Source organism: Sphingomonas sediminicola (genome assembly GCF_049991885.1).
GTDB lineage: Bacteria > Pseudomonadota > Alphaproteobacteria > Sphingomonadales > Sphingomonadaceae > Sphingomicrobium > Sphingomicrobium sediminicola.
On the sequence record NZ_CP178916.1, the window covers coordinates 1,307,577 to 1,333,706 of the forward strand.

Annotated in this window: 25 protein-coding genes; 9 read left to right on the forward strand and 16 right to left on the reverse strand. The window is 61.7% G+C overall.

Translation table 11 applies throughout. The annotated features are described in order from the left end of the window. Positions 1-83 precede the first annotated feature (83 nt). Entirely contained in the window at positions 84-788 is a 705-nt protein-coding gene (locus ACMC5O_RS06770; RefSeq protein ID WP_222949923.1) for a dimethylarginine dimethylaminohydrolase family protein, read from the forward strand. A gap of 269 nt (positions 789-1,057) precedes the next feature. On the opposite strand, the gene ACMC5O_RS06775 is transcribed toward ACMC5O_RS06770, so the two are convergent. The 5 genes from ACMC5O_RS06775 to ACMC5O_RS06795 all read right to left on the reverse strand — a co-directional run bounded on the left by ACMC5O_RS06775 (position 1,058) and on the right by ACMC5O_RS06795 (position 7,941). Next, on the reverse strand, positions 1,058-1,570 hold the full coding sequence (locus ACMC5O_RS06775) for a cupin domain-containing protein (RefSeq protein ID WP_426693478.1): 513 nt from the start codon (positions 1,568-1,570) through the stop codon (positions 1,058-1,060). A 302-nt stretch (positions 1,571-1,872) separates the two neighbouring features. After that, on the reverse strand, positions 1,873-3,090 hold the full coding sequence (locus ACMC5O_RS06780) for a CaiB/BaiF CoA transferase family protein (RefSeq protein ID WP_426693479.1): 1,218 nt from the start codon (positions 3,088-3,090) through the stop codon (positions 1,873-1,875). After that, positions 3,087-4,961, reverse strand: a complete 1,875-nt coding sequence (locus ACMC5O_RS06785; RefSeq protein ID WP_426693480.1) for a hydantoinase B/oxoprolinase family protein — start codon at positions 4,959-4,961, stop codon at positions 3,087-3,089. The genes ACMC5O_RS06780 and ACMC5O_RS06785 overlap by 4 nt, the downstream gene beginning before the upstream one ends. Beyond that, a complete protein-coding gene (locus tag ACMC5O_RS06790; RefSeq protein WP_426693481.1) occupies positions 4,961-7,003 on the reverse strand; it encodes a hydantoinase/oxoprolinase family protein in 2,043 nt (680 codons plus the stop codon). The genes ACMC5O_RS06785 and ACMC5O_RS06790 overlap by 1 nt, the downstream gene beginning before the upstream one ends. After that, the gene (locus tag ACMC5O_RS06795) at positions 7,000-7,941 is read right to left on the reverse strand and encodes a hydroxymethylglutaryl-CoA lyase (RefSeq protein WP_187709401.1); all 942 of its coding nucleotides are present in this window, start codon (positions 7,939-7,941) and stop codon (positions 7,000-7,002) included. The genes ACMC5O_RS06790 and ACMC5O_RS06795 overlap by 4 nt, the downstream gene beginning before the upstream one ends. Positions 7,942-8,005: 64 nt before the next feature. Here ACMC5O_RS06795 and ACMC5O_RS06800 point away from each other — a divergent pair, with 64 nt between their 5' ends. Next, positions 8,006-8,650, forward strand: coding sequence for an isochorismatase family protein (locus ACMC5O_RS06800; protein ID WP_187709400.1), 645 nt, complete (start codon positions 8,006-8,008; stop codon positions 8,648-8,650). Here ACMC5O_RS06800 and ACMC5O_RS06805 read toward each other — a convergent pair. After that, on the reverse strand, positions 8,629-9,285 hold the full coding sequence (locus ACMC5O_RS06805; RefSeq protein WP_187709399.1) for a GntR family transcriptional regulator: 657 nt from the start codon (positions 9,283-9,285) through the stop codon (positions 8,629-8,631). The two genes, ACMC5O_RS06800 and ACMC5O_RS06805, sit on opposite strands and share 22 nt — an antisense overlap. Before the next feature lie 182 nt (positions 9,286-9,467). Between ACMC5O_RS06805 and ACMC5O_RS06810 the strand changes: the two genes are divergently transcribed. Then, positions 9,468-12,029: a TonB-dependent receptor gene (locus tag ACMC5O_RS06810; protein WP_426693482.1), complete on the forward strand. Its 2,562-nt coding sequence runs from the start codon at positions 9,468-9,470 to the stop codon at positions 12,027-12,029. Here ACMC5O_RS06810 and leuD read toward each other — a convergent pair. Together leuD and leuC are read right to left on the reverse strand one after the other, a co-directional pair. Then, positions 12,026-12,664, reverse strand: a complete 639-nt coding sequence (gene leuD, locus ACMC5O_RS06815; RefSeq protein WP_426693483.1) for a 3-isopropylmalate dehydratase small subunit — start codon at positions 12,662-12,664, stop codon at positions 12,026-12,028. The two genes, ACMC5O_RS06810 and leuD, sit on opposite strands and share 4 nt — an antisense overlap. Next, the gene (gene leuC, locus ACMC5O_RS06820; RefSeq protein WP_187709398.1) at positions 12,661-14,079 is read right to left on the reverse strand and encodes a 3-isopropylmalate dehydratase large subunit; all 1,419 of its coding nucleotides are present in this window, start codon (positions 14,077-14,079) and stop codon (positions 12,661-12,663) included. Before leuC ends, leuD begins: the two co-directional genes overlap by 4 nt. A gap of 471 nt (positions 14,080-14,550) precedes the next feature. On the opposite strand from leuC, the gene ACMC5O_RS06825 reads away from it, so the two are divergent. Together ACMC5O_RS06825 and ACMC5O_RS06830 are read left to right on the forward strand one after the other, a co-directional pair. Beyond that, complete coding sequence (locus tag ACMC5O_RS06825; RefSeq protein WP_426693484.1) at positions 14,551-15,354, forward strand: LuxR C-terminal-related transcriptional regulator; 804 nt, start codon at positions 14,551-14,553, stop codon at positions 15,352-15,354. Between the two features lie 83 nt (positions 15,355-15,437). Beyond that, positions 15,438-16,250 (forward strand): inositol monophosphatase family protein, encoded by an 813-nt coding sequence (locus tag ACMC5O_RS06830; RefSeq protein ID WP_426693485.1) that lies wholly within the window; start codon positions 15,438-15,440, stop codon positions 16,248-16,250. Here the strand turns inward: ACMC5O_RS06830 and hisIE are convergent. The 8 genes from hisIE to ACMC5O_RS06870 are packed head-to-tail and all read right to left on the reverse strand — an operon-like array spanning position 16,218 to position 23,038. Then, positions 16,218-16,850 carry a bifunctional phosphoribosyl-AMP cyclohydrolase/phosphoribosyl-ATP diphosphatase HisIE gene (gene hisIE / locus ACMC5O_RS06835; RefSeq protein WP_187709396.1) on the reverse strand — a complete coding sequence of 211 codons (633 nt, stop codon included), beginning with the start codon at positions 16,848-16,850 and terminating at the stop codon, positions 16,218-16,220. The two genes, ACMC5O_RS06830 and hisIE, sit on opposite strands and share 33 nt — an antisense overlap. Continuing rightward, complete coding sequence (hisF, locus tag ACMC5O_RS06840; protein WP_187709395.1) at positions 16,826-17,590, reverse strand: imidazole glycerol phosphate synthase subunit HisF; 765 nt, start codon at positions 17,588-17,590, stop codon at positions 16,826-16,828. Before hisF ends, hisIE begins: the two co-directional genes overlap by 25 nt. Then, the gene (locus ACMC5O_RS06845) at positions 17,577-18,296 is read right to left on the reverse strand and encodes a HisA/HisF-related TIM barrel protein (RefSeq protein ID WP_426693486.1); all 720 of its coding nucleotides are present in this window, start codon (positions 18,294-18,296) and stop codon (positions 17,577-17,579) included. The genes hisF and ACMC5O_RS06845 overlap by 14 nt, the downstream gene beginning before the upstream one ends. Positions 18,297-18,309: 13 nt before the next feature. Beyond that, positions 18,310-18,888, reverse strand: a complete 579-nt coding sequence (hisH, locus tag ACMC5O_RS06850; RefSeq protein ID WP_187709394.1) for an imidazole glycerol phosphate synthase subunit HisH — start codon at positions 18,886-18,888, stop codon at positions 18,310-18,312. Further along, positions 18,885-20,543, reverse strand: a complete 1,659-nt coding sequence (gene hisC / locus ACMC5O_RS06855) for a histidinol-phosphate transaminase (protein WP_222949922.1) — start codon at positions 20,541-20,543, stop codon at positions 18,885-18,887. The genes hisH and hisC overlap by 4 nt, the downstream gene beginning before the upstream one ends. Beyond that, a complete protein-coding gene (gene hisD / locus ACMC5O_RS06860) occupies positions 20,540-21,835 on the reverse strand; it encodes a histidinol dehydrogenase (protein ID WP_426693487.1) in 1,296 nt (431 codons plus the stop codon). The genes hisC and hisD overlap by 4 nt, the downstream gene beginning before the upstream one ends. Next, complete coding sequence (gene hisG, locus ACMC5O_RS06865; RefSeq protein WP_187709393.1) at positions 21,832-22,722, reverse strand: ATP phosphoribosyltransferase; 891 nt, start codon at positions 22,720-22,722, stop codon at positions 21,832-21,834. Before hisG ends, hisD begins: the two co-directional genes overlap by 4 nt. Further along, complete coding sequence (locus tag ACMC5O_RS06870; RefSeq protein ID WP_187709392.1) at positions 22,712-23,038, reverse strand: YerC/YecD family TrpR-related protein; 327 nt, start codon at positions 23,036-23,038, stop codon at positions 22,712-22,714. Before ACMC5O_RS06870 ends, hisG begins: the two co-directional genes overlap by 11 nt. Positions 23,039-23,271: 233 nt before the next feature. Between ACMC5O_RS06870 and ACMC5O_RS06875 the strand changes: the two genes are divergently transcribed. From ACMC5O_RS06875 to ACMC5O_RS06890, 4 genes are all read left to right on the forward strand, one after another. Next, positions 23,272-23,907, forward strand: a complete 636-nt coding sequence (locus ACMC5O_RS06875; RefSeq protein ID WP_187709391.1) for a DUF1326 domain-containing protein — start codon at positions 23,272-23,274, stop codon at positions 23,905-23,907. A gap of 133 nt (positions 23,908-24,040) precedes the next feature. Beyond that, entirely contained in the window at positions 24,041-24,607 is a 567-nt protein-coding gene (locus ACMC5O_RS06880; RefSeq protein ID WP_426693488.1) for a DUF2182 domain-containing protein, read from the forward strand. Positions 24,608-24,728: 121 nt separating this feature from the next. Then, entirely contained in the window at positions 24,729-25,430 is a 702-nt protein-coding gene (locus tag ACMC5O_RS06885; RefSeq protein ID WP_426693489.1) for a type 1 glutamine amidotransferase domain-containing protein, read from the forward strand. Between the two features lie 204 nt (positions 25,431-25,634). Further along, positions 25,635-26,099: a potassium channel family protein gene (locus ACMC5O_RS06890; RefSeq protein WP_187709390.1), complete on the forward strand. Its 465-nt coding sequence runs from the start codon at positions 25,635-25,637 to the stop codon at positions 26,097-26,099. Positions 26,100-26,130 lie beyond the last annotated feature (31 nt).

Consider the following 26,130-nt stretch of genomic DNA (forward strand, 5'->3'; position numbering starts at 1 on the left):
ATCCGCTCTACTTGATGCCCCGCGCGTACACCCGGGCCGTGAGCCCGAGACTTGCCGATTGTGAGCTGACTCACTTGGAGCGAATGCCGATCGACCCGACGAGGGCCGACCGTCAGCATTCCGCCTACGAGCGGGCACTCGAGGAGGCTGGGTACGGGATCGTCCGCCTCCCCGAACTCCCGGACCATCCCGATGGCGCCTTCGTCGAGGACACGGCCCTCCTGCTCGACGACCACGCGGTCATTCTTCGGCCTGGCGCCGCATCGAGGGCTTCCGAAACCATCTCAACCGCCGAGGGTCTTGGCGCTCATTTCGAGCTGCATCGCGTGGCCGATGGGCATGTGGACGGCGGCGATGTCCTCAGGATCGACCAGACTCTCTATGTCGGGCTTTCAAAGCGCACCGACGCTGCGGGCATTGCCGCGCTAACCGATATTGTTCGCCCGCTCGGTTTCGAAGTCGTCCAGGCCCGGCTGAAGGACTGCCTGCACCTGAAGACCGGAGCAACGCTCGCAGGCCCTGATCAAACCGGGAGCCCGGTGCTTCTCTATAATGCCGCCAGCGTCGACCCCGCGCAGTTCGCCGGCGTCGAGCCCATTGCGGTCGATCCTCTGGAGCCCGCCGCGGCAAACTGTCTCCGCGTAGGCGCGCGGCTGATCCTGCCGTCGGGCAATCCGCGGACCGCACAGCGCCTGCGCGAACGAGGCTTCTCCGTCGTCGAAGTCGATGTCTCCGAGCTTCAGAAGGCCGAAGCCGGCGTCACCTGCATGAGCCTGATCGCCCACTAGCGGCGGGACTCAGCTAATGTCTGCCTTGGGTGGAAGGCGGACATTAGGCTAGAGGCACCCGCCTCTCGATTAGCGTCAACGAAAGCGTCCTGTCCGGAGATCGACGGGACAGGTCGCCTTCCAAAGCAGAGAGCAGGCAAAGCAACTTTCCGACAAGTTAAGTTGGCACGGAGTGTAACGGGCAAGCGGCTTTGGTCAGTCAAACTTGCGATCATTTGCAAGAAGGCGTCGAACCCCACTCGACGTTCGACGCCTTCATCTTTCAGAGCTTAATGCGACTTGCCGTGGTGGCAATTATTGGGCTCGGACTGGTCTGTTCTGAACGGGACGCCCGTAGGATTGAGCCTAATCGCAATGAACTCAGAAGCATGGTCCGTTGGATTTCGCGCGTTGTGAGTTCGAAGGGCCGGCTCGATAAAGGACTGTCCAGCGGTGTAAGATTTCCAAGCACAGATCGGATCGCCTCCATCGAACCATTGGATGGTACCCTTGGTGACGGTTACGAAAACCGGCGCTGGATGGTTGTGCCAGCCCGTGTAACCACCCGGCTGCAAGGTCAGCCTGTCGGAACCGACGTCCGTGGCATCGGTCGATTTGACGTGAAAATTCCAATTGCCCACCGGTCCGGCGCTCTGATCGATCGTGCCGAATTGACCATTCACGACCGGTGACACCGCAATTCCCGAACCTGGGGTAGCCGTCGCGGGCGAAATCGCGAACCCGGAAGCAATTAGGGCGACCGTCGCTCCCGCCCCCGGTACCAGCATGTGGATCTTTCGCATGTCGTGCCTCCAGTGCGACACCGGAAAACACCACCCCCTGATCAACCAGACAACTGCGATTATGCGCTCGTTTCAAGCCTTTGGATATAGCTGCACATTCATGTGGACGATTAGCCTTTATCAAACGCTCGAACTTGGTGCAGCGCACGATGGTTGATCTATCAAGAAGAGCGCTAATGTCCGGAATGGATCGAAAGCGGACACGTCCGTGCCAGCGCTGAACACTATCAATTTGAGCTTCGGCGCCTGAAAGTCCGTGAACGCGCTTTGATCTTGCGGGAGAGAATTACCGGGTGCGGGCCTTAGACGATGCCGCGGTGCCTTAGCCCAGCCAACTCTTCGGCCTCAATTCCCAGCAGTTCGGAATAGACTTCGGCATTGTCTTGTCCGATCTTCTGCGGGGCGACGCGCCGGACGCCCGTCGGCGTTCGGGACAGCCGAGGAAATGCATTCTGCATCTTGAGCTTGCCCCAGCGAGGATGCGGCACTTCAATAATTGCTTCGCGCGCGGCAAAGTGCGGATCTTCAAGCATGTCCTTGGGGGTATAGACACGCCCGGCAGGGATCGCGTGCCGGATCATCAGATCTTCCACCTCTGCCAATGACTTCGTTGAGGTCCAGGCCTCGATCAGCGCATCAAGTTCGTCCTGGTTGCGACCGCGAGCGATATGATCGACGTACCGCGGGTCGGACGCAAGTTCGGGCTTGCCCATCGCCTTGCACAGCCGTGCGAAAACGCTGTCCTGGTTTGCTCCAATCAGAAGCTCGCCGTCCTTGCAGCGGTAAACGTTCGATGGCGCGATGCCCGGAAGTTTGCTTCCGGAGCGACGCCGGATGTAGCCGCTTGCCGCGTATTCCGGGACCAGGCTTTCCATCACCTGCAGCACCGCCTCGTACAATGCGCTGTCGACGACCTGCCCTTCGCCTGTTCGGTCCCGGTGATGGAGTGCGGCTAGCGCGCCCATGCATCCGTAGGTCGCGGCAAGGCTATCGCCGATCGAAACGCCCATTCGGCTTGGCGGCCGGTCAGGGTCCCCAACGATGTTGCGCCAGCCACCCATTGCCTCGCCAATTCCCCCGAAGCCGGCACGATTCGAATAGGGGCCAGTCTGACCGTAGCCGGAGACACGGACAATGATCAGGCGCGGATTCTCAGCATGGAGCTTCTCAGGCGCGAGGCCCCACCTTTCGAGTGTGCCTGGGCGGAAGTTCTCGATCAGGATGTCCGCCTTGCCGATGAGCCTCCGCGCGAGATCCTGCCCCTCCGGCTCGCGAAGGTTTGCTGTGACGCTCTTCTTGTTTCGTCCTACGACTTCCCACCAAAGCGGATAGTCGCCGCGACCCCAGTCGCGCATCGGGTCGCCACCCTTGCTCTTGCTCGTGGAGGGCGGCTCGATCTTGATGACATCCGCGCCCATGTCGCCGAGCAGTTGGCCGCAGAAAGGCCCGGCAATCAGTTGCCCCATCTCAACGACGCGGATGTCCTTGAGTGGGCCCCTGTTCTCGCCGCTCAGAGTCATGCTGCCGCCATGGGAATTACATCCCAGCGTGGTGGCAGCGGCGCCGGCAGCCCCGTCTCCTTCTCGCATCGTGCCCGAAGCTCTTCGATCGTGCCGCCCCGGTCGAACAACTCGTTCGCGCCCTGTCCTTGCATCGAGCTGCGCAGAGCTCGAGTTGCAGTTTCGTCCAGAAAGCCTTCGGCATCGCAAACGACGCCATACTGGCGCGCCCCCGCTGGACTGACGAGGCCTTGCCTCACTTCCTTCGCGACCAGCGCTGGATCGCGCTCCAGCGGGTTACCCCAACCGCCGCCTCCCCAAGTGATAAAGTGAAGGACATCGCCATCTTCGACTGTCAGGCTATCCTTCTTGTTCGGGACCGGAACCCTGGTGCCGTCGGCTTTTTCAAGGATCTTGCGCGCGCGTTGACCCGGTTTTCCACCGTTCACGCCCCACGGGTATGTGAACCATCGATCGTCGTGGATCGACACCGTACCGCTCGCCAAGAAGCGATAGCTCATAAGAATGCCGTTCCCCCCCCGGAACTTTCCCGGCCCGCCGCTATCGGCCAGCGCCTCGTAACGCTCAATCCTGAGCGGGAAGTAGCGCTCGAGAAACTCGTTGGGGACGTTCGTGAAGCCGGGCCACAGCGAGTGGCCGTCCGGACCGTCCCCGAATGGCTTGCCGGGAATGCCTCCGAAGCCAATCTGAAAAAGCTGGAACCAGTCACCCTTTTTGTCGCGTCCCGAATACATGAGGTGCGGCGAGGAACTGAAGCCCGCCGCGCAAAGGAATTCCGGCGTTCGTTGGCCGAGGAGGCCGCCCAGAATGTCGAAGATCCGGCCCAATGCGTGCGTTCGCCCGGATAGCGCGGCTGGAAACCTCGGTTTCAGCAGCGATCCCTCCGGTATCCGCACTTCGATGAGGTCGTAGAACCCGTCGTTAAACATGATCTGTGGGTCGAAGACCATGATCATGTAGATACCGAAGAACATCTTGAACATGTTCTCGTTGAGATAGAAGTTGATCGACGCGGCCGACTGCGGATCGGTGCCGTCGAAGTCTAGGATCACCTTCGATCCCTCGCGGTGCATGGTGCAGGCTATCTTGTACGGACCGTATCCGACGCCGTCGTCGCACACGTAGTCTTCGAAGCTCACCGGGTCGGTGCCGACGCTGCTTTCAATCAATGCCTTCATGGCTCGGTAGTTGCGGTCGAGCAGCGCTTTAGTTGCGCTAATGTACGTGTCGTCGCCGAACCGAGCGCAAATCTCCTCAACGCGGCGGGCGGCCACCCGGCAGGAGGCAATAAGCGCGTTCAGATCGGCTGCGCACCAGTCCGGCTTTCGGGTCTGGTGCATTATGAGCTTGATCAAGTCTTCGTTGTAGACGCCCTTCGCATAGATTTTGACCGGCGGGATGCGCACACCTTCCTCGAAGATGGCGCGTGCATCGATCGGCATCGACCCCGCGACCTTGCCGCCGATATCGGACTGGTGCCCAAACATTGCAGTCCAGGCGACCAACCGCCCATTTCTGAAAACCGGCAGAAGCACCAGCCAGTCGTTCGAATGACTGATTGCACCCTCGCAGCTGTACGGGTCAGAGAGGAATATCATGTCTCCGTCTTCGATCGTCCCATCGAAGGCCTGAAGGAAGCCGTCGATGAAGCTCCCGAACTGACCGACGATCATCTTGCCCGCGGGATCGGCAATGAGAGGAAAGGCATCACCCTGCTCACGGATGCCAGGGGACATGGCAGTTCGGACGAGCGTCGCATCCATTTCTATCCGCGCATTGCGGAGCGCGTTCTCGATGATGTCGAGTGTGACTGGATCGATGTCTTGCGCAACGAATGGCGCGCTGTCGCTCTGCAGGATACGTGCGGGCATCAGCGTCCCTCCGGATTGATCAGCAGGTTCCCGAAATCGTCCACCGTGGCGAGGTGGCCCGAGTGAACGAGCGTCGTCGAGTCCATCTCCGTGATGATCGCTGGCCCGGCAATCCGATCGCCTGCGCGAAGACGCGCACGATCGTAGATGATTGCGTCCTGCTCGCGGCCGTCCATCCAGAGCTTGTGGTCATAGAGCTTCGCGGAAGCCGGATTGCCGGACCCCTTCTCAATCCGCTCCGCGCTGACGTTTGCCGCCTTCCCGAGCGCCACGACACGGATGTTCACAATCTCTTGCGGCACGGGAAGATTGAAGGTGAACAATCGAAGGTGCTCTGCGTCGAAACGGTCGACCAGTTCGGCAATCGTACTGCCCACGGGCGCCGAAAGCGGAACTTCGAACGCCTGGCCAGAATAGCGGAGATCGATTTCAACCCGGTGTTCCTGGTCGGCGGCGGTAACACCTTCCGCCTCCAGCTCCGAAGTGACTTGCGCGATGATCTCTTCGACCACCGCCTTCACTTCTGAATCGTTGGTCTGCGTGACCAGCCTGTTGAAGCTGCGCTGCGCGTCGACGCGCAGTCGTGTGGTCGCATCGCCATAGGCGCACAGCACGCCCGGCGAGGGGGGAATAATTACCGGCCAGCTACCCATCAGCATCGCCATGGCATTGCCATGCAGCGGCCCCGCGCCGCCAAAGGCCATCAGCGCGAAGTCTCGCGGGTCGTAGCCCTGCTGCACCGAGACGAGGCGAAGGGCACCAAACATCGTCTCGTTGACGATCGAAATGATACCGGCGGCCGCCTCCATCAACGAGAGATTGAGCGCGTCAGCAATTTTCTGGACAGCACGCTTGCTTGCCTCGCGGTCGAGGCGGAAAGTTCCGCCAAGCAAGTTCTCGGGGAGGTTGCCTAGGACCACATTGGCATCTGTAACGGTCGGCTCCTCGCCTCCGCGGCCATAGGCTGCAGGACCCGGCACGGCGCCAGCTGATTGCGGACCGACGCGCAACGCTTTGGTGAGCTCGGGCACGCTTGCGATCGATCCTCCGCCGGCGCCCACGGTCTTTACATCGAGCGATGATGCCCGAACGGTAAGGTGCCCGACGCTGGTCTCGCGCCTGAGCCGCGGCTGGTAGTCTTCAATGAGCGCCACGTCGGTCGAGGTTCCGCCCATGTCCAACGTCAGCACGTTTCGATGGCCGCTGTTCTTCGCGACCCAAACCGCCCCCGCCACGCCGCCCGCTGGTCCGCTCATCAACAGGTTCACGGGTGCAGTGCAGCTTTTGTCGGCGCTCATCAGACCGCCGTCGGAGCGCAACAGGCTCAGTTTCGCTTCGCTTCCCAATTCGTGAAGCTCGCGCTGGAGGTTCCCAATATAGCGGGAAACCGTTGGCCGGACGGCGGAGTTTGCCACGGTCGTCAGCGCTCGCTCATATTCCTGCATTTCCGGCAGGATGTCGGCAGATACGTTGACCGGAACACCGGGAAGCTCTTCGGCAACGATCTCGGCGATGCGCCGCTCGTGCGCATCGTTCACGTAACTGTTGATCAAGCAAACGGTCACTGCCTCCACTCGCTCTTCGGCCAGGCGCGCCAAGCTGGCCCGAAGGGCGGCCTCGTCGAGCGGCCGAACAATCTCTCCGTTGGCGCCGATCCGCTCTTTCGCCTCGATCGTCGCTTCGAGCGGCGCCATTGGTTCGGGCTTCGGCCAGACAATCCACGCCGCAAGTCCACCCGGCACGAGGCTTCGCGCGATTTGAAGGATGTGACGATAGCCCTCGGTGACGATTAGCCCGACGCGGGCAATCTTTTTTTCCAGCACCGCGTTCGTCGCCACGGTCGTGCCGTGCAGGAATAGGCTCACTGCTTCCGGACTGACGTCAGCTTTGCTGCAGACGGCCTTCATCCCGGCGACGACTGCCTCGGAAGGGTCGTGCGGGGTTGAAGGAACCTTGTCGCGCCAGGTCCGACCGTTCGTATCGTCGATGACAAGCAGGTCAGTGAAAGTGCCACCGACATCCACGCCCAGCCGATAGCTCATGCACACTCCTGCTGCTTTTGGGGGTGAGGCGAAAAATCTCCGGCCCGGCCGACCCGGCTGGAAAGCGATCTGCCCATCCTTTCCGATAACCAACGATTGGCTGCGATCGCCTTCGTGAGATCGAGGCCGGTTGAAATTCCGGCGCGCTCGAACAGGTAGATCAGTTCTTCAGTTGCGAGATTCCCGGCCGACTTGGGGGCGAAGGGACAGCCGCCAAGTCCACCCAGAGCGCTGTCGAACTTGCGGCAACCTTCTTGCCAGGCCGCCCAGGAATTCGCCGGCGCCATGCCGCGCGTGTCGTGGAGATGGACCCGAATGGGCAGGTCGCCCAGCCTCTTGCGCGCGCTTGCAACCATCCTCCCGACGTTCGCCGGAACCGCAACTCCGATCGTGTCCGCGAATGCGATCTCGGTTGCACCCGCTTCGGCCATGGTCTCGGCCAGACCTAGTACGTGATCCTCGCCGACTTCACCCTCGTAGGGACAGCCGAAGCTGCCCGCGATCGTGACCTGTGCCGAGAGGCCGCCCGCATTGGCCGCAGCGATCATTGCGCGATTCGCTGCAATTCCCTGATCGACAGTCTGCCCTTGGTTCGCGATGCCGAAGCTGTCGGTTGCGACGAGAACGCACCCTATCTCGTCGAGACCGCGCGTAGCCGCGGCGGAGGCTGCCAGCGCACGTTCGACGCCGCGCTCGTTCAAGCACAAGCCGATGAAACGTGCGTCGCTGAGGACCGGTAGGCCCGCGACGACCGCCTCAGCATCGGCCATTTGCGGCACGCGACGAGGACTGACGAAACTCGTGACTTCGATGCGCCGCGCGCCGATGCCGATGGCGCGTTCGATGAGCTCCAGCTTTTCCGCAAGCGACAGGCCGACCCGCTCGTTCTGCAGGCCGTCGCGCGGGGATACCTCGACGACTTCGACGTCTCGTTCCATCCGATTTTGTATACAAACCAGTGTCGCGCTTGTATAGCGGTCTCAAACCGGTGATGCAGGTGCGATGAGCGTTCACGGGCGCGATCTCGAGAAGGATTATGCGGCGTCTGGGTTTGGCGGCAGCCTTCCCAGGGGACGCCGGCCCGCGCTCCTGCTAGTTGACTGGGCGCGCGGCTATTTCGAGGACGGCTCTCCGTTGCGGGCGCCTGTCGAGCGCTGCAGGGAGGTTGCCGCCGACCTCGCCGCCGAGGCTCGCCGACGTGATGTGCCTCTTGTCTTCACGCGCGTCGAGTACCCGCTCGACAGGAATGCGGAACCAGCCCGGTTGTTTCGCCGCAAGATTGCTGGCCTCACGTGCTGGGAAGTCGGAAATCCATTGGGGGATTTCACGCCAGAGCTGGCTCCGAAGGACGGGGACCTCATCGTGACGAAGCAGTTCCCGAGTGCTTTCTTCGGCACCGACCTGGCGCAGCAATTGCACGGCCGCGGTGTCGACACGGTCCTTGTTGCCGGGCTCACCACAAGTGGTTGCGTGCGAGCTACGGCCTTGGATGCCCTCTGCCACGGATTCGCGCCTCTGGTGGTATCCGACGCTTGCGGCGATAGGGATCCGAAGGTTCACGAAGCAAACTTATTCGACCTTCAGGCAAAATATGCCGACGTGATCACTGCCGCGCAGGCTCGCGACTATCTCGCTTCGCTCTCCTGATCGCTGCGGGCAGTGAAGGCATGAAAGGCCCGGCGGATATGCCCGGTCATCACCGCGTGAGCCCATTCTCCGTCGCGGGCCGCGAAGGCCTTAAGTAGCTCTCGATGCTCGCTTGCGGATTGCTCGAGCTCTTCGCGGCCGTAGTGCATTGCAGTGCGCCGAACGATTGGCTGCTCGACCAAGGTTGCCAAGGTCGCCAGGAGCCTCGGCGACGAAGCGCCCTCAATGATCGATCCGTGAAACTCCCGGTTTCGATTGAGAAACGCGACCACGTCAGGCTTGGCCTTTGAAACCGCCGTTTCGATCGCCCGATTGCACGATTGCAGTTCGGCGAGCCGGTCATCAGTCATCCGTTCGGCCGCTCGCCTGGCCGCATGCGCTTCCAGCATCGCCCGAAGCGCGAACATTTCCTCTACGTCTTCTCGGCTCCAGTCCGCGACGAATGTTCGCTGGCTCTCGCTGCGAACGACATAGAGCTCCGCCTCCAGACGGCGCAGTGCGTCACGGACGGGTGTACGCGACACGCCGCAGAGATCCGCCAACTGTTCTTCCCTTAGCGGCGAGCCGGGCGGCGCGTCACCTGAAAGGATAAGGCTTCGAATCTCGGCATATGCATGGTCGGATGCGCGCGACATTGCCTGCCTTGTAGCTCCTGCGGTCTGACGAGCAACTCGCTTGACGCTTCCATTTTGTATACATTACATCTCTCATGCGGAAGGGGGCTCTCCGTCCATGGCCGGCGAGTCGAAGCAGTACCGATTCCCTGTGCACATCAGCGGCGGCCGCGAGGCGCGCCACAAACGGAGGAGGGGCGGCGATGAAGAAATGGTGGAAGACGCACCTGGCTGTCGGTTGCGCGGCATCGGCACTGGCAATTCCAGCTCAAGCCCAGGATGTGCCCCAGCCTACGGAGCCTTCGCAACAGTCAGCTGCCGCAGAACCGCAGCCGGAAGAAATCATCGTAACCGCCCGCCGCCAGAACGAGCGATTGATCGACGTGCCGGCATCCATTTCTGTACTGTCCGCCGAAACTTTGGCGCGCACCGGAATTACGAAAGCGGAGAGCTTCGTCCAACTCACCCCCGGTGTCACCATCGTTACCGGCACCGCCGAGGCAGGCGATACGCAGATCAATATCCGCGGGATTAACGGAGCGCGTGACGCCGAGAGTTCGGTCGCGCTGGTCGTTGACGGGATTCTCAAGACGAACACCGCACAGCTTAACGAGTTGCAGGGCACTCTCCGTCAGGTGGAAATCCTGAAAGGGCCTCAGGGAGCGCTCTATGGCCGCAACGCCGCTGCCGGTGCGATCGTCCTGACGACCGTCCGACCGGGAAAGGAGTTTGGAGGAGCCGTCACGGGCATCGTCGCCGAGAACAGCACCTACGAAGCACGCGGTTACGTTGCTGGACCATTGAGCGAGTCCGTTGGCGTCGTGCTCTCCGCCAACTACCGCAAGACCGACGGTTTCTATCATAACTTCTTCCTCGATTGTGACTGCGTCGACAATCAGAAGAACTATGGGGTGGATGGCCGCGTTGTCGCTGCGCTCGGTCCAAACACGGAGATCGACGTCAAGGCTAGATACGCCAAGCTCAAAGGCGCTTCGATTGCTTTCAATTCGTCGTTCCACCTTCCCAATTTTGCTGGGGTGAATCCCGCCTTCTATGAGGACGTGAACGACCATCCTTTCGGTTTTTACGGGAATATTCGTCCGTCCAATGACCAGCGCACGATCGAGGCCTCGGTCAAGGTCGAGCATGATTTTGGTGCCGCCAAGCTCATTGCCTGGACGCTCTATTCCGACATCAAGCAGGACCTCGTCGCCGATGGTACGTCGGCCGACTTCGCCCGCTACATTGCTCCGGCGCTAGGCGCTCCGGCAAACCCCACAAACACCGCGGTTCAGAATGCCTGTTTTGCGTCCACCGCGGCTCTCACCGGCTTTCCGCTAAACCAGCCGGCGTTCATTGGCGCTATTCCGGTTCCCTTCATTTTCGCGCCGGCCAACGGCTCTACGTTCGGCGCGTATTCGCCGACCACGTGCGACGGGACGCAGTACCAAGTTCGCAATCAAAAGGACTGGAGCGCCGAGGTCCGTCTTGCGTCGGACACGGGCGGCCCGCTGAACTGGCAGGTCGGCGCCTACTATCTCCGGATCAGTCGGCTAGTCGGCGTCAGCCTCGCCGCAGATCTAGGCAGTGGCGTGATTCAGAATCTCTACAACGATCCAAGCTCGACCAACCCGACGTCGCAGCTTTATGCCGACAAATTCAACACCAACGTCTACGCCGGCTTCGGCTCGGTCGACTGGGCAGCTACCGAGAAATTGAAGATTGGAGTGGCGGCGCGATACGACGTGGAGGCGCGCAAGGTCTCGAACCGGGTACCATTCGTGACCGATCCAATCACTGGCGGTCCGCTGAATCCGGGCCAGGCATTCGGCCCGATTGAGGATCAAAAGAAGACGTTCCGACAGTTCCAGCCCAAGATCAGCGTCAGCTACCGGCCGGTGCCGTCGACCAACATCTATGCAAACTGGGGCATCGGCTTCAAAGCCGGCGGCTTCAACAACAGCGGGTCCAAAGCGACCATCGATGCCAGCTTCAATGACGGCGTGACGCCCGGAACCATCGACGCGGACGTCACCATCGAAGACCGTTATCGCAAGGAACGATCAAGCGCCTTCGAAGCCGGCATCAAGGGCGGGTTCCTGGACGGCGCGGTTACTTACGATCTCGCGGGATATTACACGCGCGTCACCGACATGCAGTTTTTCGAATTCTTCGTCGGCAGTTTCGGTCTGCTGCGAGTGGTCAGCAACATCGACCGGGTCGACATCAAGGGCGCTGAACTTAACGTCAACGTGCGGCCGCTTCGCGGCTGGACATTGTTCGGCTCGTTCAACGTGACCGATAGCAAGATCAAGAAGAACAGCTCGCGCCCGTACACGGTCGGCAACAAGTCTCCCTATACGGCAGATTACACGCTGAACCTCGGGACCCAGGTCACGCAGCCCATCGGCTTTGCGAGCCTGGTCGCACGAGCGGACTACAGGTTGACCGGACCAACCTGGTTCCACACGGTTCAGGGTGACGAGCGCCCTACCCTCTTCTCAGCACTCCTTCCGATCAGCGCGTTGGGACTGCCCGGGTTCGTCGGAAACGCCCGCTACGACGTGAACCGGCGCGACCGGTTCGGCGTTCTCAACCTCCGCGGCGGGCTCGAGGGCAAGAACTGGAGAGTGATCGCGTTCGTCGACAACGTGACGGACAAGAAATATCTCAACGAAGTCATCCCAGCGATCGAGTTCGGCGGCTCGTTCATTTCACCGGGCGGCCGCCGTCAATTCGGCGTGGAGGTCGGCGCAAGCTTCTAACGAAGGCGCGCGCTCAGAACTTCCCATTCGGGGATGGGCGGAACTCCAGGGAGATGACGTGTCTCGAACTCGGCGATCGCCGGCTCGAGCTTCAGCGACCGTCCGATCTCGTCCAGGCCCGAGAGCAATGCCTCGCGCTTCTCGGCGGGGACGTCGAACGGGAATGTTTCACCAGTTGCGGCGGTGACCTCTCCAGCCTCGAGATCGACCTTGAGCAGGCAGGTGGCGGGGTTGCCCGCGAGCGCCAGCAACCTCTCAACCGCACCGGCCTCAAGCTTCGCTGGAAGCAGCCCGTTCTTGAACGCATTATTGTAGAAGATATCGGCAAAGCTCGGAGCGAGTACAGTTCGGATGCCAAAGTCGGCCAAGGCCCAAGCTGCATGCTCGCGACTCGAGCCGCATCCGAAATTGTCGAGCGTCACCAGGATTTTCGCCTGCCTCCATGGCTCCCGGTTGAGAATGAAGTCCTGTTGCTCGCGGCCGTCAGGGTCGTATCGCAATGGCGCCAACAGCACCTTGCCGAGGCCGTCTCGGGTCGTTCCCTTGAGGAAACGCCCCGGCACAATCTGGTCCGTGTCGACATTCGCGATCGGAAGCGGTGCCGCGACGCCGGTCACAAGTGTGAACGGGGTCATACGCCGAATGTCCTAACGTCGACGATCTTGCCCGCGATCGCAGCCGCGGCGGCCATGGCCGGCGACATCAGATGTGTGCGGCCACCCGGACCTTGCCGCCCCTCGAAATTGCGGTTCGAAGTCGACGCGCAGCGCTGGCCCGGGTTCAGCCGGTCCTCGTTCATCCCCAGACACATCGAGCACCCGGCGTCGCGCCAGTCGAATCCCGCATCGAGGAATATCTGGTCGAGTCCTTCAGCCTCGGCAGCCTGCTTCACCATTCCCGAACCGGGCACCACGAGCGCTCGCACTCCCGGCGAGACGTGCCCTTCACGCGCAATCGCCGCCGCCGCGCGCAGGTCCTCGATACGGGCGTTGGTGCAGCTTCCGATAAAGACCTGATCGATCGGAATTCCAGCCAGCGGCTGGCCGGGCCGAAGGTCCATATAATCAAGCATTCGAGCAATTTGCGCGCGACGCCCAGCATCGGATGCCTCCTTCGGGTCTGGTACACGGCCGTCGATAGCCGTGACGGCCTCCGGGCTGGTTCCCCAGCTGACCATTGGAGCAATTTCCGGGCCCTCGATCACGACCTCGCGATCGAACCGGGCATCGGGATCGCTTCGAAGCCGCCGCCAACGACTGCAAGCCTCTACAAATGCCTCGCCTTGGGGCACCAGCGGCCGTCCCTTCAGCCATTCAAAGGTCTTCTCGTCTGGCGCTATCAGGCCTGCCCGCGCGCCCGCTTCTATCGACATGTTACAGACCGTCATGCGCCCCGCCATGTCCAGTCGCGCAATTGCTTCGCCGCAATATTCAACGACGTGGCCAGTCGCTCCCGCCGTGCCGATTTGGCCGATAATCGCGAGAATGAGATCCTTCGCTGTCACTCCGGTGCCGAGCGCGCCGTTCACCTGAATGCGCATGTTCTTCGCGTGCGACTGCACCAGCGTCTGGGTCGCAAATACGTGCTCGACTTCGCTGGTACCGATGCCGAACGCCAGCGCTCCGAACGCACCATGAGTTGACGTGTGGCTATCGCCGCACACAACGGTCATGCCTGGCAAAGTAAATCCGAGCTCAGGCCCGATCACATGCACAATCCCCTGCTGCCGGTGGATCAGCGGGACGTAGGGTATGCCGAACTCGATGACGTTCCGTTCCAGCGCCTCGACCTGGGCACGGCTTTCCCGATCGGCAATGCCGGCGACCCCAAGCTTCCGTCTTATCGTCGGCACATTATGATCTGCGACGGCAAGGGTGAGTTCCGGCCGGCGCACCTGCCGACTTGCTTGCTTGAGGCCAGCAAACGCCTGTGGACTGGTTACTTCGTGAATGAGGTGCCGGTCGATGTAGAGCAGCCAGTCATCCCCGCTCAACGGAGCGACCGCATGTCCATCCCAAATCTTGTCGTAGAGGGTTCGGCCAGAGCTCACGTATACATAATATGTCTAGGGTGCCCCGAGTGAAAGGCTAGAGCTTGAACTTGAGCGCCGTTACTAATGTCCAGAAAGGGTGGAAAGCGGACTTTGGCAAAGTGCTATCGAAAGGGGGCGACTTGCGCCGTTAGCCGTCAGCTAGGGACTCAACCTGGTTCTCAGAAAGCGTTCGACGCTCCCATTCGCGTTCGGTCGCCAAAGCTCGCTGCTCGTAGCCTTCAGCCATTCGGAGCAGTGCTGACCGGTCTTCTGGCTTTAACGCAAGCTCGGCCGACTTGCGGCATCGGGTTGCCAACAATCGGTAGCGCAAACCGGGGACATCCATCCGTCGACTCCGAACCCAACTGAGTGGGCAATTCCACCCGACCGTCTTGGCTCGGCTCTCTTCGTTTGGAGGGGGATGAGAGCCGAGCCTGGGGATGAGAGATGCACTCGCCGTTTATGGCTAGACCGAGGGCACGCTCTCGCTTGAATTCTGCCGCCGTGTTGGACGAGCCGGAATACGGGAGTTACCCTAGGGTCTCTTACTTACAGAAGGGGTCCGGGGCCTCCGAACAGAAGCTGGATTGCGCGACTGAGATCAGGGGGCGGGAGATGATGATCGGAGAGAACCAGCGCCACGAGGAAGCCGGTGCTGTCTACACCGCTATGATGGATCTCGCTGAAGAGCCCATTGAGCGAAGACGGTTCTTCGAAATGATCGAACTTAGCCCGGTCGCGATGCTGATCACAGATCCCACTCATCCCGATAATCCCATCCAGCTTGCTAATGCGGCATTCTGCGCACTCACGGGCTATCGGAAGTCTGAAATCCTTGGCCGAAACTGTCGCTTTCTGACTGGGCGCGCGACAGACCCGGCAGCCTCTGCCGAGATCAGGTCGGCTATCGAGCAAGAGCGACCGGCGCTTGTAGAGGTAATCAACTACCGAAGGGACAGGACTCCGTTCCGCAACGGTGTGATGATCACGCCCCTGTTCGACGCGAACGGAAAACTGAGATGGTTTCTGGGTTCGCAGGTCGATCTCGGCGCAAAGGAAAGGAGCGGGCTCACCGCTCGGGAAAGCGATGCCGCTCGTCGAGTTTCAACGCTGTCAGTCCGTCAGCGACAAATTCTTGCAAAAATGGCTCGGGGGTTATTGAGCAAGCAGATCGCTTGGGATCTGAAAATCAGCGAGAAGACAGTTCAAATGCACCGTGCGCATCTGCTCAAGAGGCTAGGCGTGGCCACATCGGCGGAGGCAATCCGGCTCGCGGTCGAGGCCGGCCTTTAGTGTCCGGAGTGGGTCGAAAGCGGACACTAAGGTTAAGGCAAGCTTTTGGTGAAAAGCGGACATGAGAGCGCTAGGTTGGGCGGATGCCGGATTTTTTCGCCTTCGCGTGTGAGCTTTCTGTAGCCGCCAGGCGCGAGACACTGCGAGACCTGTCCACCACTCTCGGATTGGAGAACAAGAACCCCGGCGGGCCTTTCGATCCAGTTTCGAATGCGGATCGGGGAGCCGAGCGTGCAATGCGCGAGCTCATTGTCGAAGCCTTTCCGGACCACGGTATTTTGGGCGAGGAATTTGATGATCGGGCGGGAACAAGCGTCTATCAGTGGAGCCTTGATCCCATCGACGGGACGCGTTCCTTCATTAGCGGTCTTCCAACTTGGACAACCTTGATCGCCCTCATGGAGAACGGTCATCCAATTATGGGGGTTATCGATGCCCCATACCTCGATGAGCTTTATGTAGGTTGCCTTGACTCGAGTTGGAAAGAAGTAGCCGGAGCGCGAACGTCGCTTCGCGTGAGCAATGTCAGGGAATTAGGCGAGGCGCGCCTCGCGACGACGGACCCGTTCCTGTTTGATGGAGATGCGGCCGCGGCTTTCAAGACCCTCTACGGCTCCGTACCTATAACGCGCTTCGGTCATGACGCTTATGCTTATGCGCGCCTGGCATCAGGCACGATCGACCTGGTCGTCGAGTGTGGGCTCAAGCCTCACGACTATCACGCTCTGATTCCCGTGGTGCGCGGCGCTACAGGTGTATTTGGAGATTGGTCGGGAGGCACTGACTTCAGTGCCGGCCAGGTCATCGCGGCAGCGACCCGTGAGCTATACGAAGCTGCAGTCGAAATCATGCGCGCTGCAGCTTCATCCGTGCCGCCGCCGAAGGACGGTGATTAGGTCTTCCCAACTCATATCCCGGGCCTGCAAAAGCACGGCGAGATGGTAGAGCAGGTCGGCGCCTTCTTCAGCGCATCCGGATGAGTCTCGCGTGACTGCCGCCAGCGCCAGCTCCACGCCTTCCTCGCCCACTTTTTGAGCAATCCGCTCAACGCCGCTGTCGAGCAACTGCCGCGAATAGCTTGATTGTCCGCCCGAAGCAGCGCGGTCTGCGACTATGGACGACAAGTCCGCCAGCCAACCGGGTCCTGTCAGGATTTGCTCCCCGAAGCAGCTGCGCGTGCCGAGGTGGCAAGTTGGACCTTCTGGCTCGGCAATGACCAGCAACGCATCATCGTCGCAGTCCGCGAACACTGATCCCAGGCGCAACCGATTGCCGCCCGTTTCGCCCTTCATCCAGAGCCTCTGTTTCGACCGGCTGAAGAAGGTGACGAAACCGCTTTCGAGTGTGGCGCCGAGCGCGTCAACGTCCATGTAACCGAGCATCAGCATGCGGCCTGAGGCGCGATGCTGGATGGCGGCGGGCAGCAGTCCATCCATCTTGTCCCACGCGAGACCGCCGATGTCCGCCGCGGTCAGAGGCGCATTTCGATCCCGCATGATACGAGGAACTCCTTCAGCTTGGGAATGCCGATGATCCGCTCGTGAAAGACGGTGGCCGCGAGAGCTCCGCTAGCGCCGATCTCGAAGGCATGGCGGAAGTGCTCTGGCGCTCCTGCCCCGCCAGAGGCGATCACCGGGACTGTGATGGCTTTGACGACGGCGGCGGTGTGCGGGATGTCGTAACCGGTGCGGACGCCGTCGCGTCGCATGCAGTTCAAGACGACTTCGCCCGCGCCTCGGTCGCACGCTTCGCGCACCCAATCGAGCGTCCGCCGTCCGGTGTCGCGGGTCGCGTCGGGGCTGCCGGTATATTGCTTCACCCAGTAGTCGCCGTTCGCTTCAAAGCTGTCGACGCCGAGCACAACGCACTGGCTGCCGAATTCGCGCGCCAGCTCCCCGATAAGACCGGGCCGTTCCAACGCGGGCGAGTTGATCGACACCTTGTCGGCGCCGCAGTCGAGGCAAGCAGCCGCTTTGTCGCGGCTGCACAGACCGCCCGCGACTGCGAAAGGGATGTCGATGGTCTCTGCGACCTTGCGCACCCATGCGAGGTCGACACTACGACCCTCGGCGCTGGCCGTGATGTCGTAGAATACGAGCTCGTCCGCGCCCTCGTCGCGATACCGCATCGCCTGCTCGACAATGTCGCCGGCGTCGCGATGGTCCCGGAACTGGACACCTTTAACCACGCGCCCATACTTTACGTCGAGGCAAGGGATGATCCTACGTGCGGACAAGGCGGAGAGCCTCCTCGAGCCGGATGCGGCCCTCCCAAAGAGCCTTACCGACGATCGCGCCGTCGGTCGTTAGACGTTCCAGATCAGCAAGCGAGGAGACGCCGCCCGAAGCCTGGATATTCAGGGGCGCCAGACGCTCGACGGCGTCTTCGAGCAGCTCGAAGTTCGGACCGGCTAGCATGCCGTCCTGGCCGATGTCGGTGAGCAAAAGGTGCCGCGCCTCAGGATATTCGGCCACCACTTTCCACAGGCTGGTGCCCGTGTCCTCGGTCCAGCCGGAGATGGCGACGACCGGCACACCATCCACCACGTTGACGTCCAGCGACAAGGTGATCCGGTCGGCGCCAAACTCGCCGATCCACCTTCGGACGGTGTCTGGCTCGCGGACGGCAAGGCTGCCAATGACTACGCGAGCAATGCCGGCGTCCAGCATGCGCGCAACCTGATCGCGGGTGCGGAAGCCACCGCCGACCTGCAGTCGCAACGATGACATCCGTGCAAGTGCAGCGATCAGCTCATGCTGGACCGGCTCGCGCATCCGGGCTCCGTCGAGGTCAACAATGTGCGTCCATTCGGCGCCAGCCTCCGCGAAGCGCTGCAGCGCCTCGAGGGGCTCGTCCGAATAGGTGGTGGCATCGTCGAATTTGCCCTGCTGCAAACGCACGATGCGTTCGCCCATTAGGTCCATTGCCGGGTAGATGATCATTGCGGTGGTGCAGTCACTGCAGGAAGCTTTGAAGAAACCGCGCGCCCGCCTCGCCGGACCGCTCGGGGTGAAATTGCGCACCCAACCAGTTGCCCGTTCGAACCACTGCAGGGATTGGCCGACCATAGTCGGCGCGCGCCACGGTCGCCGGCCCGTCGTCACACGCATAGCTGTGCGCGAAATAGACATAGTCGCCGGAGCGCAGGCCGAGGTCCTGGTTCCCAACATGAACACGGCTCCAGCCCATGTGCGGCACCGGGCGCTCCGGTTCTGGCTCCAGCGCGCGGACGGCACCGGGGATGATGCCGAGGCAGTCGACATCTTCTTCCTCACTGCGGTCGAACAGCAGTTGCATGCCAAGGCAGATGCCGAGCGCCGGTTGCTTCAGCGATCGCAGCGGCTCGCGCAGGCCGAGCGCTTGAATCCGTTCCATCGCGAAGCCGGCGGCCCCTACACCGGGCAGGACGACCTTGTCAGCGGCAGCGAGTTGCTCCGGATCGGCAGTGACAAATGGACTAAGTCCAAAGCGTCTAAACGCCAGCCGCACGGATCCGATATTGCCGCAACCGAGATCGACGATGGCCAGCTTCACAGCATGCCCTTGGTGCTTGGCAGCGCATCACCCTCTCGACGGACGGCTTGGCGGAGCGCGCGGCCGAATGCCTTGAAACAGGCCTCTGTCTTGTGGTGGTCATTCTCGCCCTGGACGCGGACGTGGACCGCGGCACCGAGGCCGTCGGCAAGGGAGCGGAAGACGTGAGGCGTCATCTCGGTCGGATATTCGCCGATGTGGCTGGTCTCGAACTCGCCTTCGAAACGGCTGAACGGACGGCCGGACAGGTCGATCAGGACCTGTGCTTCAGTCTCGTCCATCGGTAAAGCGAAGCCGAAGCGGCCAATGCCGCGCTTATCGCCGAGCGCGCGCCCGAGCGCCGTGCCCACGGCGATGGCGCAGTCCTCGATGCTGTGATGGCCGTCGATGTCGAGATCGCCATCGCAACTGAGCACGAGGCTGAAACCGGCATGCGCGGCGACCTGGTCCAGCATGTGGTCGTAGAACGGAATTCCGGTCGCGATGATCCGCGGCTCCGCCCGCTCCAGGTCGAGGGCGACCGCGATCTTTGTTTCCCTGGTCTCCCGGACGATCTCGGCGCGGCGCACCTTCTCGTCACTGCCGGGCACGCCGAAGGCCGCCAAGGCCGCAGCATTTTCCTGTTCGGTTCCGATGGTGAGGCGCACCCCGCCAGGCGCTGCATATGGCCGAAAGCGAACACGGATACCGAGACCGCGCAGTTTAGCTGCGAGCGCTGCCGGATCGTGGACTTCGAGGAAGAGAAAATTGCCCCCGCCGCTGCGCACCGACTTAACGATGGCCGATTGCTCCAGCAGCGGCACGAGCCGTTCGCGGTCGGCCTTGATGCGCGCAATTCGCTGCTCGTGGATGGGCCGGCGCGATGGCGCGAGGGCTGCCATTGCCGCTTCGATCGACAAGCTCGGCAGTGGGTATGGCGGCAAGGCCCGAGCGGCGAGACCGATCAAGTCGGGGTTCCCGATCGCGCAGCCGATGCGCGCACCGGCGAGGCCGAACGCCTTTGATAGAGTCCGCAGCACGACGAGATTGTCTCGCGAGCTCGCGTTGGCGGCGAGGCTCGCTGTCTCGGAGAATTCGAGATACGCCTCGTCGAGCACGATGATCGTGTTCGGCAGCGCGTCGGCGACGCGAAGCACCAGTGCCGGGTCGACCTCGTTCCCGGTCGGGTTGTTCGGCGAGCAGATGAAGGCCAGCTTCAGGTTCGGCTCGCCCTTCAGCACCTCCAGGTAAGCATCGGCGTCGAAGCCGAAGTTTTCGCTAAGCGGCACGTGGACGATACGGGCACCCTGCACACGGGCAAAGTGCGAATAAGCCGAGAAAGTCGGCTTGGGGATGGCCACGGCGTCCTGGCCCGGCCGGCAAAAGGCGCGCACCAGCATGTCGATCGCATCGTCCGCGCCGCGAGTGACGACGACATTCGCCGGCTCGACGCCGTAGAGTGCTGACATGGCGCGCGTCAGCCGCTCAGGCTGCGGCTCCGGATAGCGGTTGAGGCCCGCCGCGAGCGGACCCTCGGACAAGGGCGGAAAAGGATTCTCGTTGGCGTCCAACTTGATAGCGTCCGGGGTGAACGAGCCGTTTGCCTGCGCGGCGATGTCGAAGGGTTCGAGCGCCACGATCTCAGGCCGGGCGAGGCGTTGGGCGAGGATGCTCATCGCACCAGCTCCAGCCGCGCGTCGGCGGCGCGAGCGTGGGCTTCGAGCTGCTCGAGCCGAGCCAGTGCCGCAGCGGGGGCGGCGATGCGGCGGGCGGCCTCCGGACTAACTGTCTGCACGCTCATCGCCTTGAGGAAGGTGTAGGCTGAGACGCCGCCCCAAGCGCGCGCTGCGCCGTCAGTCGGCAGGACATGGCTGGAGCCCGCGATATAGTCGCCGAACGTCTCTGCCGCGAGTAGGCCTGCGAAAACGGCGCCGGCATTTCGAACGGCTGGAACGAGGGAGTCGGCATTTTCGACGGCAAGCGACAGATGCTCGGGAGCATAGAGGTTGGCGATCGCGACGCTTTCCTCGAGGTCCGCGACGAGGATCAGCCGCGCCGATGCCAGCGACGCACGGGCAATGTCGGACCGTGGCAAGTCGACGAGCTGCACTTCAACGGCTTGCGCAACGGTCTCGGCGAGCTGTTCGGACGGTGTAACCAAGATGACTTGAGCGCCGGCGTCATGCTCGGCCTGGCTAAGCAGGTCGGCGGCCACGATGCGCGGATCTGCACTTTCGTCGGCAATGACCAGCAGTTCGCTCGGCCCCGCAGGCATGTCGATGGCCGGTCCGCCCGGCAGGCTGGCGACCAGCCGCTTCGCTTCCGCAACCCACGCGCTGCCCGGTCCGCAGATCTTGTCGACCTTCGGGATGCCGCCAGCGCCGAACGCCAGCGCTGCGATCCCCTGCGCGCCACCGACGGTCCAGATACTCTCGATGCCGCATAATTCGGCGGCGAGCGCGATGAACGAGTCGAGGCTGCCGCCGGAGCATGGCGGTGTGACGGCAACGATCTCGCCGACCCCTGCGACCTGCGCGGGGATGCCGAGCATCAGAAGGGTCGAGAAAAGTGGCGTGTTGCCGCCGGGCACGTAGAGTCCGACACGGTCGATTGGTCGCCAGACCTTGCGTACGGTCAGGCCGGGTGCGGTCTCGACAGCAACGTCGCGAGGCAGGCTCGCCTCGTGAAACGTGCGGATGTTGCGGGCGGCAAGTTCGATCGCGGCGACTTGATCCGGGGACGCCCACTGCCTGGCCTTGGCCGCTGCCGGAGCGACTTTGAAAAGCAATGGCTCGGCGCCATCGATGCGACGAGCGGCGGCGCGCAGCGCATCCCAGCCGCCGACGCGCACCTCCTCGACGATGCCGGCCACGCTGGAGCGCAGCGTCGCGTCCATGCGCTGCTGCGGGCGAGCCAGGGCCGCGGCTCGCTCCGCCTCGCTCAATGTGTTCCACCTGAGCGTTCTCACATCATCATCTTTTCAATCGGGACGACGAGGATTGCCGAAGCGCCCGCGCCCTTGAGCTTCTGCAACGTTTCCCAGAACACCGATTCCTGGCAGACCGCGTGGACCGCGAAGTGCCCTGGTCGACCATGCAGCGGCACGATGGTCGGCGCTTCTGCGCCCGGCAGGAGCTGGGTGATCTGCTTCAGCGCGTCCTCGGTCGCGTTGAGCATTATGTACTTGGATTCCTTGGTCGCCAGCACGCCATCAATCCGGCTCAGCAAGCCTGCAGAGATCGCTTCGCGCGCCTCGTCGAGCGGCCTCTTCGTACGGATCAGGAGCGACTGGCTTTCCAGCACTGTCCCGACCGGCTTCAGCCCATTTGCTTCCAGGGTCGCACCGGTCGAAACCAGGTCGCAAATGAAACTGGCGATCTGCAGCCGCGGCGCCAATTCGACCGCGCCGTTCATTTTCACGACCGTCGCTTCGATACCCTGCTCTTTCAGATACCGGGTGAGCAGCCGCGGATAGGACGTGGCGATCCGCGTGCCGGCTAGTGATTGCGGCCCGTCGAAACGTAGGTTCTCGGGAGCAGCGAGACGGAGGCTGCAACGGCCAAAGCCCAGTTCGGCAAGCACTTCATAGCGCTGATCGGGCTCGCCCAAGGCGAATTCCTCCAACACGTTCTGACCAACGATCCCGAATTCGCAGACTCCGTCGCTGACGAAAGTCGGGATGTCGTCGTCGCGGACGAACATCAGCTCCGCTGGAAAGTTCTCGACGCGGGCTGTCAGGCTGTTCTTGCCCGATTGGATGCGAAAGCCGGCGTCGCGAAGCAGTTCGCGGCTCGCGTCGGCGAGACGCCCGGATTTCTGAAGCGCGATGTGCAGACGAGAACGATCAGCTAACACCGTTCGGCCTCATTGCGTCGATTGCCCGCCGATAGCCTTGGTGCGGCTCGTGGCGCAGAAACCGTCCGACGCGGACCACAGTCGTCGTGCTGACTCCCGTCGCTTCGTGGATGTCGCGATACGGCAGGTCAGTGCCGTCCAGCAGACGCGCCACATGCCACCGTTCCGAGAGCGTGCGGATCTCGGCGGGCGTGCACAGATCCTGGAGTAGGCACCGCATCTCGGCGCGACTTTTCGGCGTCAGAAGCGCATCGCAAAGGTCGTTCTGCAGAACCTCGAGATCGCGCGTCGGCTCTGGCGGAGATGAAAGAGTCATCGAGAGCTTGTTCCATCGTGTTAAAACGCTAAAACGCATTCGCCGCCTTGAGTGTCTGAGTCAACCCCGATGCAAGTTGTCAAAGTCATCTTCTTCCGAGTGGCGACGCCAGCCGAATGTCCGGAATGGGTCGAAAGTCGACATTCTTCAGCCTGCCGAAATCGCAGAAGCCCCCAATTCACGGGGCTTGGGGCGGTGTGCTATTGAGGTTCCAGCGGTGATGGAGAGTCAGCATGGTCTATTGGGAGTTCACCGGCCGCGAGCTGGTCAATTGCACGTGCGAATATGGCTGCCCATGCCAGTTCAATGCACTTCCAGACAAAGGCCATTGCTATGCGGTCGCCGCCATCCAGATTGATCAGGGTAAGCACGGCGACACGCGCCTCGATGGCCTGAAGATCGGCGCCATTTTCAAATGGCCGGGCGCGGTCCACGAAGGCAATGGCGAAGCATTAGCCATAGTCGATGAGCGCGCCGACGAAACGCAACGGGACGCGCTGCTCAGAATCATGACCGGTCAGGACACCGACCCGTTCGCCACCATGTTCGCGGTCTACGCATCGACCATAACTAAAATGCACGAGCCTGTGTTCGCCGCCATCGACTTCGAAGTGGACGTTGATGGGCGCGTCGGGAGACTGTCCGTCCCTGGTTATGTTGAGATGACCGGCGAGCCGATCCGCAACAAGGTAAGTGGTCAGGAATCGCGTGCCCAGATCGTGCTTCCCGCAGGCTTCGAGTATGCAGTTGCGGATATCGGCAGCGCATCAAGCCGCACGACCGGCGGACCGATGCAACTTGAGATCGAGAGCAAATACGGTCAGTTCGCCCACCTTCATCTATCGAGCCATGGGGTCGTCCGCGACTGACCTGACCAGCCGATTGCTGCGCCACGAGCGAGGGCTACTCGCTGGTAGCATCTTGCTGCTCGCCGCTCTGAGCTGGAGGTTCCTGATCGGCAACGCGGGAATGGAGCCGATGCGGCCACCGCTGACGGCTCTCATGTTGATGTGGTGGGTGATGATGGTCGCGATGATGCTGCCGTCGGCAACACCCGCAATCCTGCTTTATGCGCGGGTGCGCCACGTACGCGGCAGCGATGCGGCAATCGCCCAGCCATGGGTTTTCCTTGCCGGCTATCTTACCATGTGGCTGGTGTTCTCCATTGCAGCGGCCTTCGCGCAGCGCTCGCTGACGGGCCCCTCGATGGCGCTCCAAGGAAGCTTAGCAAAGGGCCTAATGCTCCTCGCTACGGGCGCTTATCAGCTCTCCCCGATGAAGTCGGCCTGCGTCAGCCAGTGTCGCTCCCCCGGGCAATTCATCAGCCATCACTGGCGTTCTGGGTTGACCGGCGCATTGAGGCTTGGGGTGATCCACGGCGCCTATTGCGTGGGCTGCTGTTGGCTATTGATGGCGCTGCTGTTCGTCGGTGGGGTGATGAACCTCTTGTGGATAACGGGTCTGACGGTTCTTGTGGCCGGCGAAAAGCTGCTTCCAAATGGTCGCTTGCTTCAGCAGGTGTCGGGAGCGGCGCTCATCCTTTGGGGAGGAACAAAGATCCTCTTGTGATCTCTCGGGCAATGTCCGCAATGGGTCGAAAGCGGACGCGCGGCTGGTGACTGGCAACTTTGAAAGCGGCCGCCTTCTTCCTATCTGATTGCGGGGGCGGGCCAACGACGGAGACGCGCCGATGAACATCCTGATGGTTCTCACAAGCCACGATCAGTTGGGTGATACGGGAAAGAAGACCGGGTTCTGGCTCGAGGAGTTTGCTGCCCCTTATTACGTGCTGAAGGACGCAGGACACCAGATTACTCTTGCTAGTCCCAGGGGCGGCCAACCACCTCTCGATCCCAAGAGCGATGAAGCGGCATCGCAGACGGATGCCACCCGCCGTTTCAAAGGCGATGCAGATGCTCAGGCGCAGCTCGCTTCCACCAAACCACTGGAGTCTGTGCGACCGTCAGACTTCGATGCACTCTTCTATCCTGGCGGTCACGGGCCGCTTTGGGACCTTGCGGAAGATCCAAAGTCGAAAGCGCTAATCGAGCAGACGCTCGCCGACGGGAAGCCGGTCGCGCTCGTTTGCCATGCCCCTGCAGTGCTGAAGAATGTTACAGCGCAAGATGGCGTGCCGCTTGTTGCCGGCAAGTCCGTTACTGGGTTCACGAATGAAGAGGAGGAGGCCGTCGGCCTGACCAAAGTTGTTCCGTTCTTGCTCGAAGATGTGCTCAAGCAGCTTGGTGCCAAGTTCAGCAAGGCCGAACCCTTCAAGCCTCATGTGGTACGCGAAGGTCTGCTCATCACAGGTCAGAACCCGCCGTCGAGCGAGCCCGCCGCCGAAGCCCTGCTGGAGGCGCTTGCAAAGGAACCGGCAGGCGTCGACTCCTGACCAGCGACAGACCCTCCTAGTGTTCGCAATGGGTCGAAAGCGGACACTCGGCTAACGTCAGCTTTGGTCGATGGCGGACGTCACGCTCCAGACTAACGTGGTTCGTTTTGGCTCGTTCGAGTGGCCCGCAGATGTCGGGAATAGTAAGAGTGGCGGCGCGGGCCCTCCCGTCGCTTTGACTTCCTCTATGGATTGGAGCGCTCGATGCTGATTCAGCTGTTCCTGGCGACAATCATGTCGCTCGTCACGGTGGTAATTCACCTGACCGGTCTCGCTTTCCTCGTGCGAATACTCCGGTCTCACCATAGATTGGTCAGGCCGTTGAAGAGTGCCCCTGTCGCAGTCCTGCTGGTCTCAACAGCCACTATCTTCGCAATTCACACCGCGGAGATATGGCTCTACGCGTTTCTCTATTTGCTGCTCGGCGCCCTCGGCACTTTCGAGGTGGCGCTCTATTTTTCAACCGTTACCTATTCGTCCGTTGGCTACGGCGACGTGCTGTTAGGCCACGAATGGCGGATATTCGGCGCCATCGAGGGTGCGACCGGAATCCTCATGATTGGTTGGTCAACCGCTTTCCTCGTATCAATGCTGGGGCAGCTCAAATTACTGACTCACGACTGGCTGACACCTGAGGCAGGTCCAAGTCTGAAGCAGGCGGCACGTTAATGTCCGCTTTGGGCCTAAAGCGGACATTCGC

Coding starts and splice junctions, on each gene's coding strand:
- ACMC5O_RS06770 (WP_222949923.1), top strand. CDS start 84: ATGCCGATCGACCCGACGAGGGCCGACCGTCAGCATTCCGCCTACGAG.
- ACMC5O_RS06775 (WP_426693478.1), bottom strand. CDS start 1,570: ATGCGAAAGATCCACATGCTGGTACCGGGGGCGGGAGCGACGGTCGCC.
- ACMC5O_RS06780 (WP_426693479.1), bottom strand. CDS start 3,090: ATGACTCTGAGCGGCGAGAACAGGGGCCCACTCAAGGACATCCGCGTC.
- ACMC5O_RS06785 (WP_426693480.1), bottom strand. CDS start 4,961: ATGCCCGCACGTATCCTGCAGAGCGACAGCGCGCCATTCGTTGCGCAA.
- ACMC5O_RS06790 (WP_426693481.1), bottom strand. CDS start 7,003: ATGAGCTATCGGCTGGGCGTGGATGTCGGTGGCACTTTCACTGACCTG.
- ACMC5O_RS06795 (WP_187709401.1), bottom strand. CDS start 7,941: ATGGAACGAGACGTCGAAGTCGTCGAGGTATCCCCGCGCGACGGCCTG.
- ACMC5O_RS06800 (WP_187709400.1), top strand. CDS start 8,006: ATGAGCGTTCACGGGCGCGATCTCGAGAAGGATTATGCGGCGTCTGGG.
- ACMC5O_RS06805 (WP_187709399.1), bottom strand. CDS start 9,285: ATGTCGCGCGCATCCGACCATGCATATGCCGAGATTCGAAGCCTTATC.
- ACMC5O_RS06810 (WP_426693482.1), top strand. CDS start 9,468: ATGAAGAAATGGTGGAAGACGCACCTGGCTGTCGGTTGCGCGGCATCG.
- leuD (WP_426693483.1), bottom strand. CDS start 12,664: ATGACCCCGTTCACACTTGTGACCGGCGTCGCGGCACCGCTTCCGATC.
- ACMC5O_RS06830 (WP_426693485.1), top strand. CDS start 15,438: ATGCCGGATTTTTTCGCCTTCGCGTGTGAGCTTTCTGTAGCCGCCAGG.
- hisIE (WP_187709396.1), bottom strand. CDS start 16,850: ATGCGGGATCGAAATGCGCCTCTGACCGCGGCGGACATCGGCGGTCTC.
- ACMC5O_RS06845 (WP_426693486.1), bottom strand. CDS start 18,296: ATGATCATCTACCCGGCAATGGACCTAATGGGCGAACGCATCGTGCGT.
- hisC (WP_222949922.1), bottom strand. CDS start 20,543: ATGAGCATCCTCGCCCAACGCCTCGCCCGGCCTGAGATCGTGGCGCTC.
- ACMC5O_RS06870 (WP_187709392.1), bottom strand. CDS start 23,038: ATGACTCTTTCATCTCCGCCAGAGCCGACGCGCGATCTCGAGGTTCTG.
- ACMC5O_RS06875 (WP_187709391.1), top strand. CDS start 23,272: ATGGTCTATTGGGAGTTCACCGGCCGCGAGCTGGTCAATTGCACGTGC.
- ACMC5O_RS06880 (WP_426693488.1), top strand. CDS start 24,041: ATGTTGATGTGGTGGGTGATGATGGTCGCGATGATGCTGCCGTCGGCA.
- ACMC5O_RS06885 (WP_426693489.1), top strand. CDS start 24,729: ATGAACATCCTGATGGTTCTCACAAGCCACGATCAGTTGGGTGATACG.
- ACMC5O_RS06890 (WP_187709390.1), top strand. CDS start 25,635: ATGCTGATTCAGCTGTTCCTGGCGACAATCATGTCGCTCGTCACGGTG.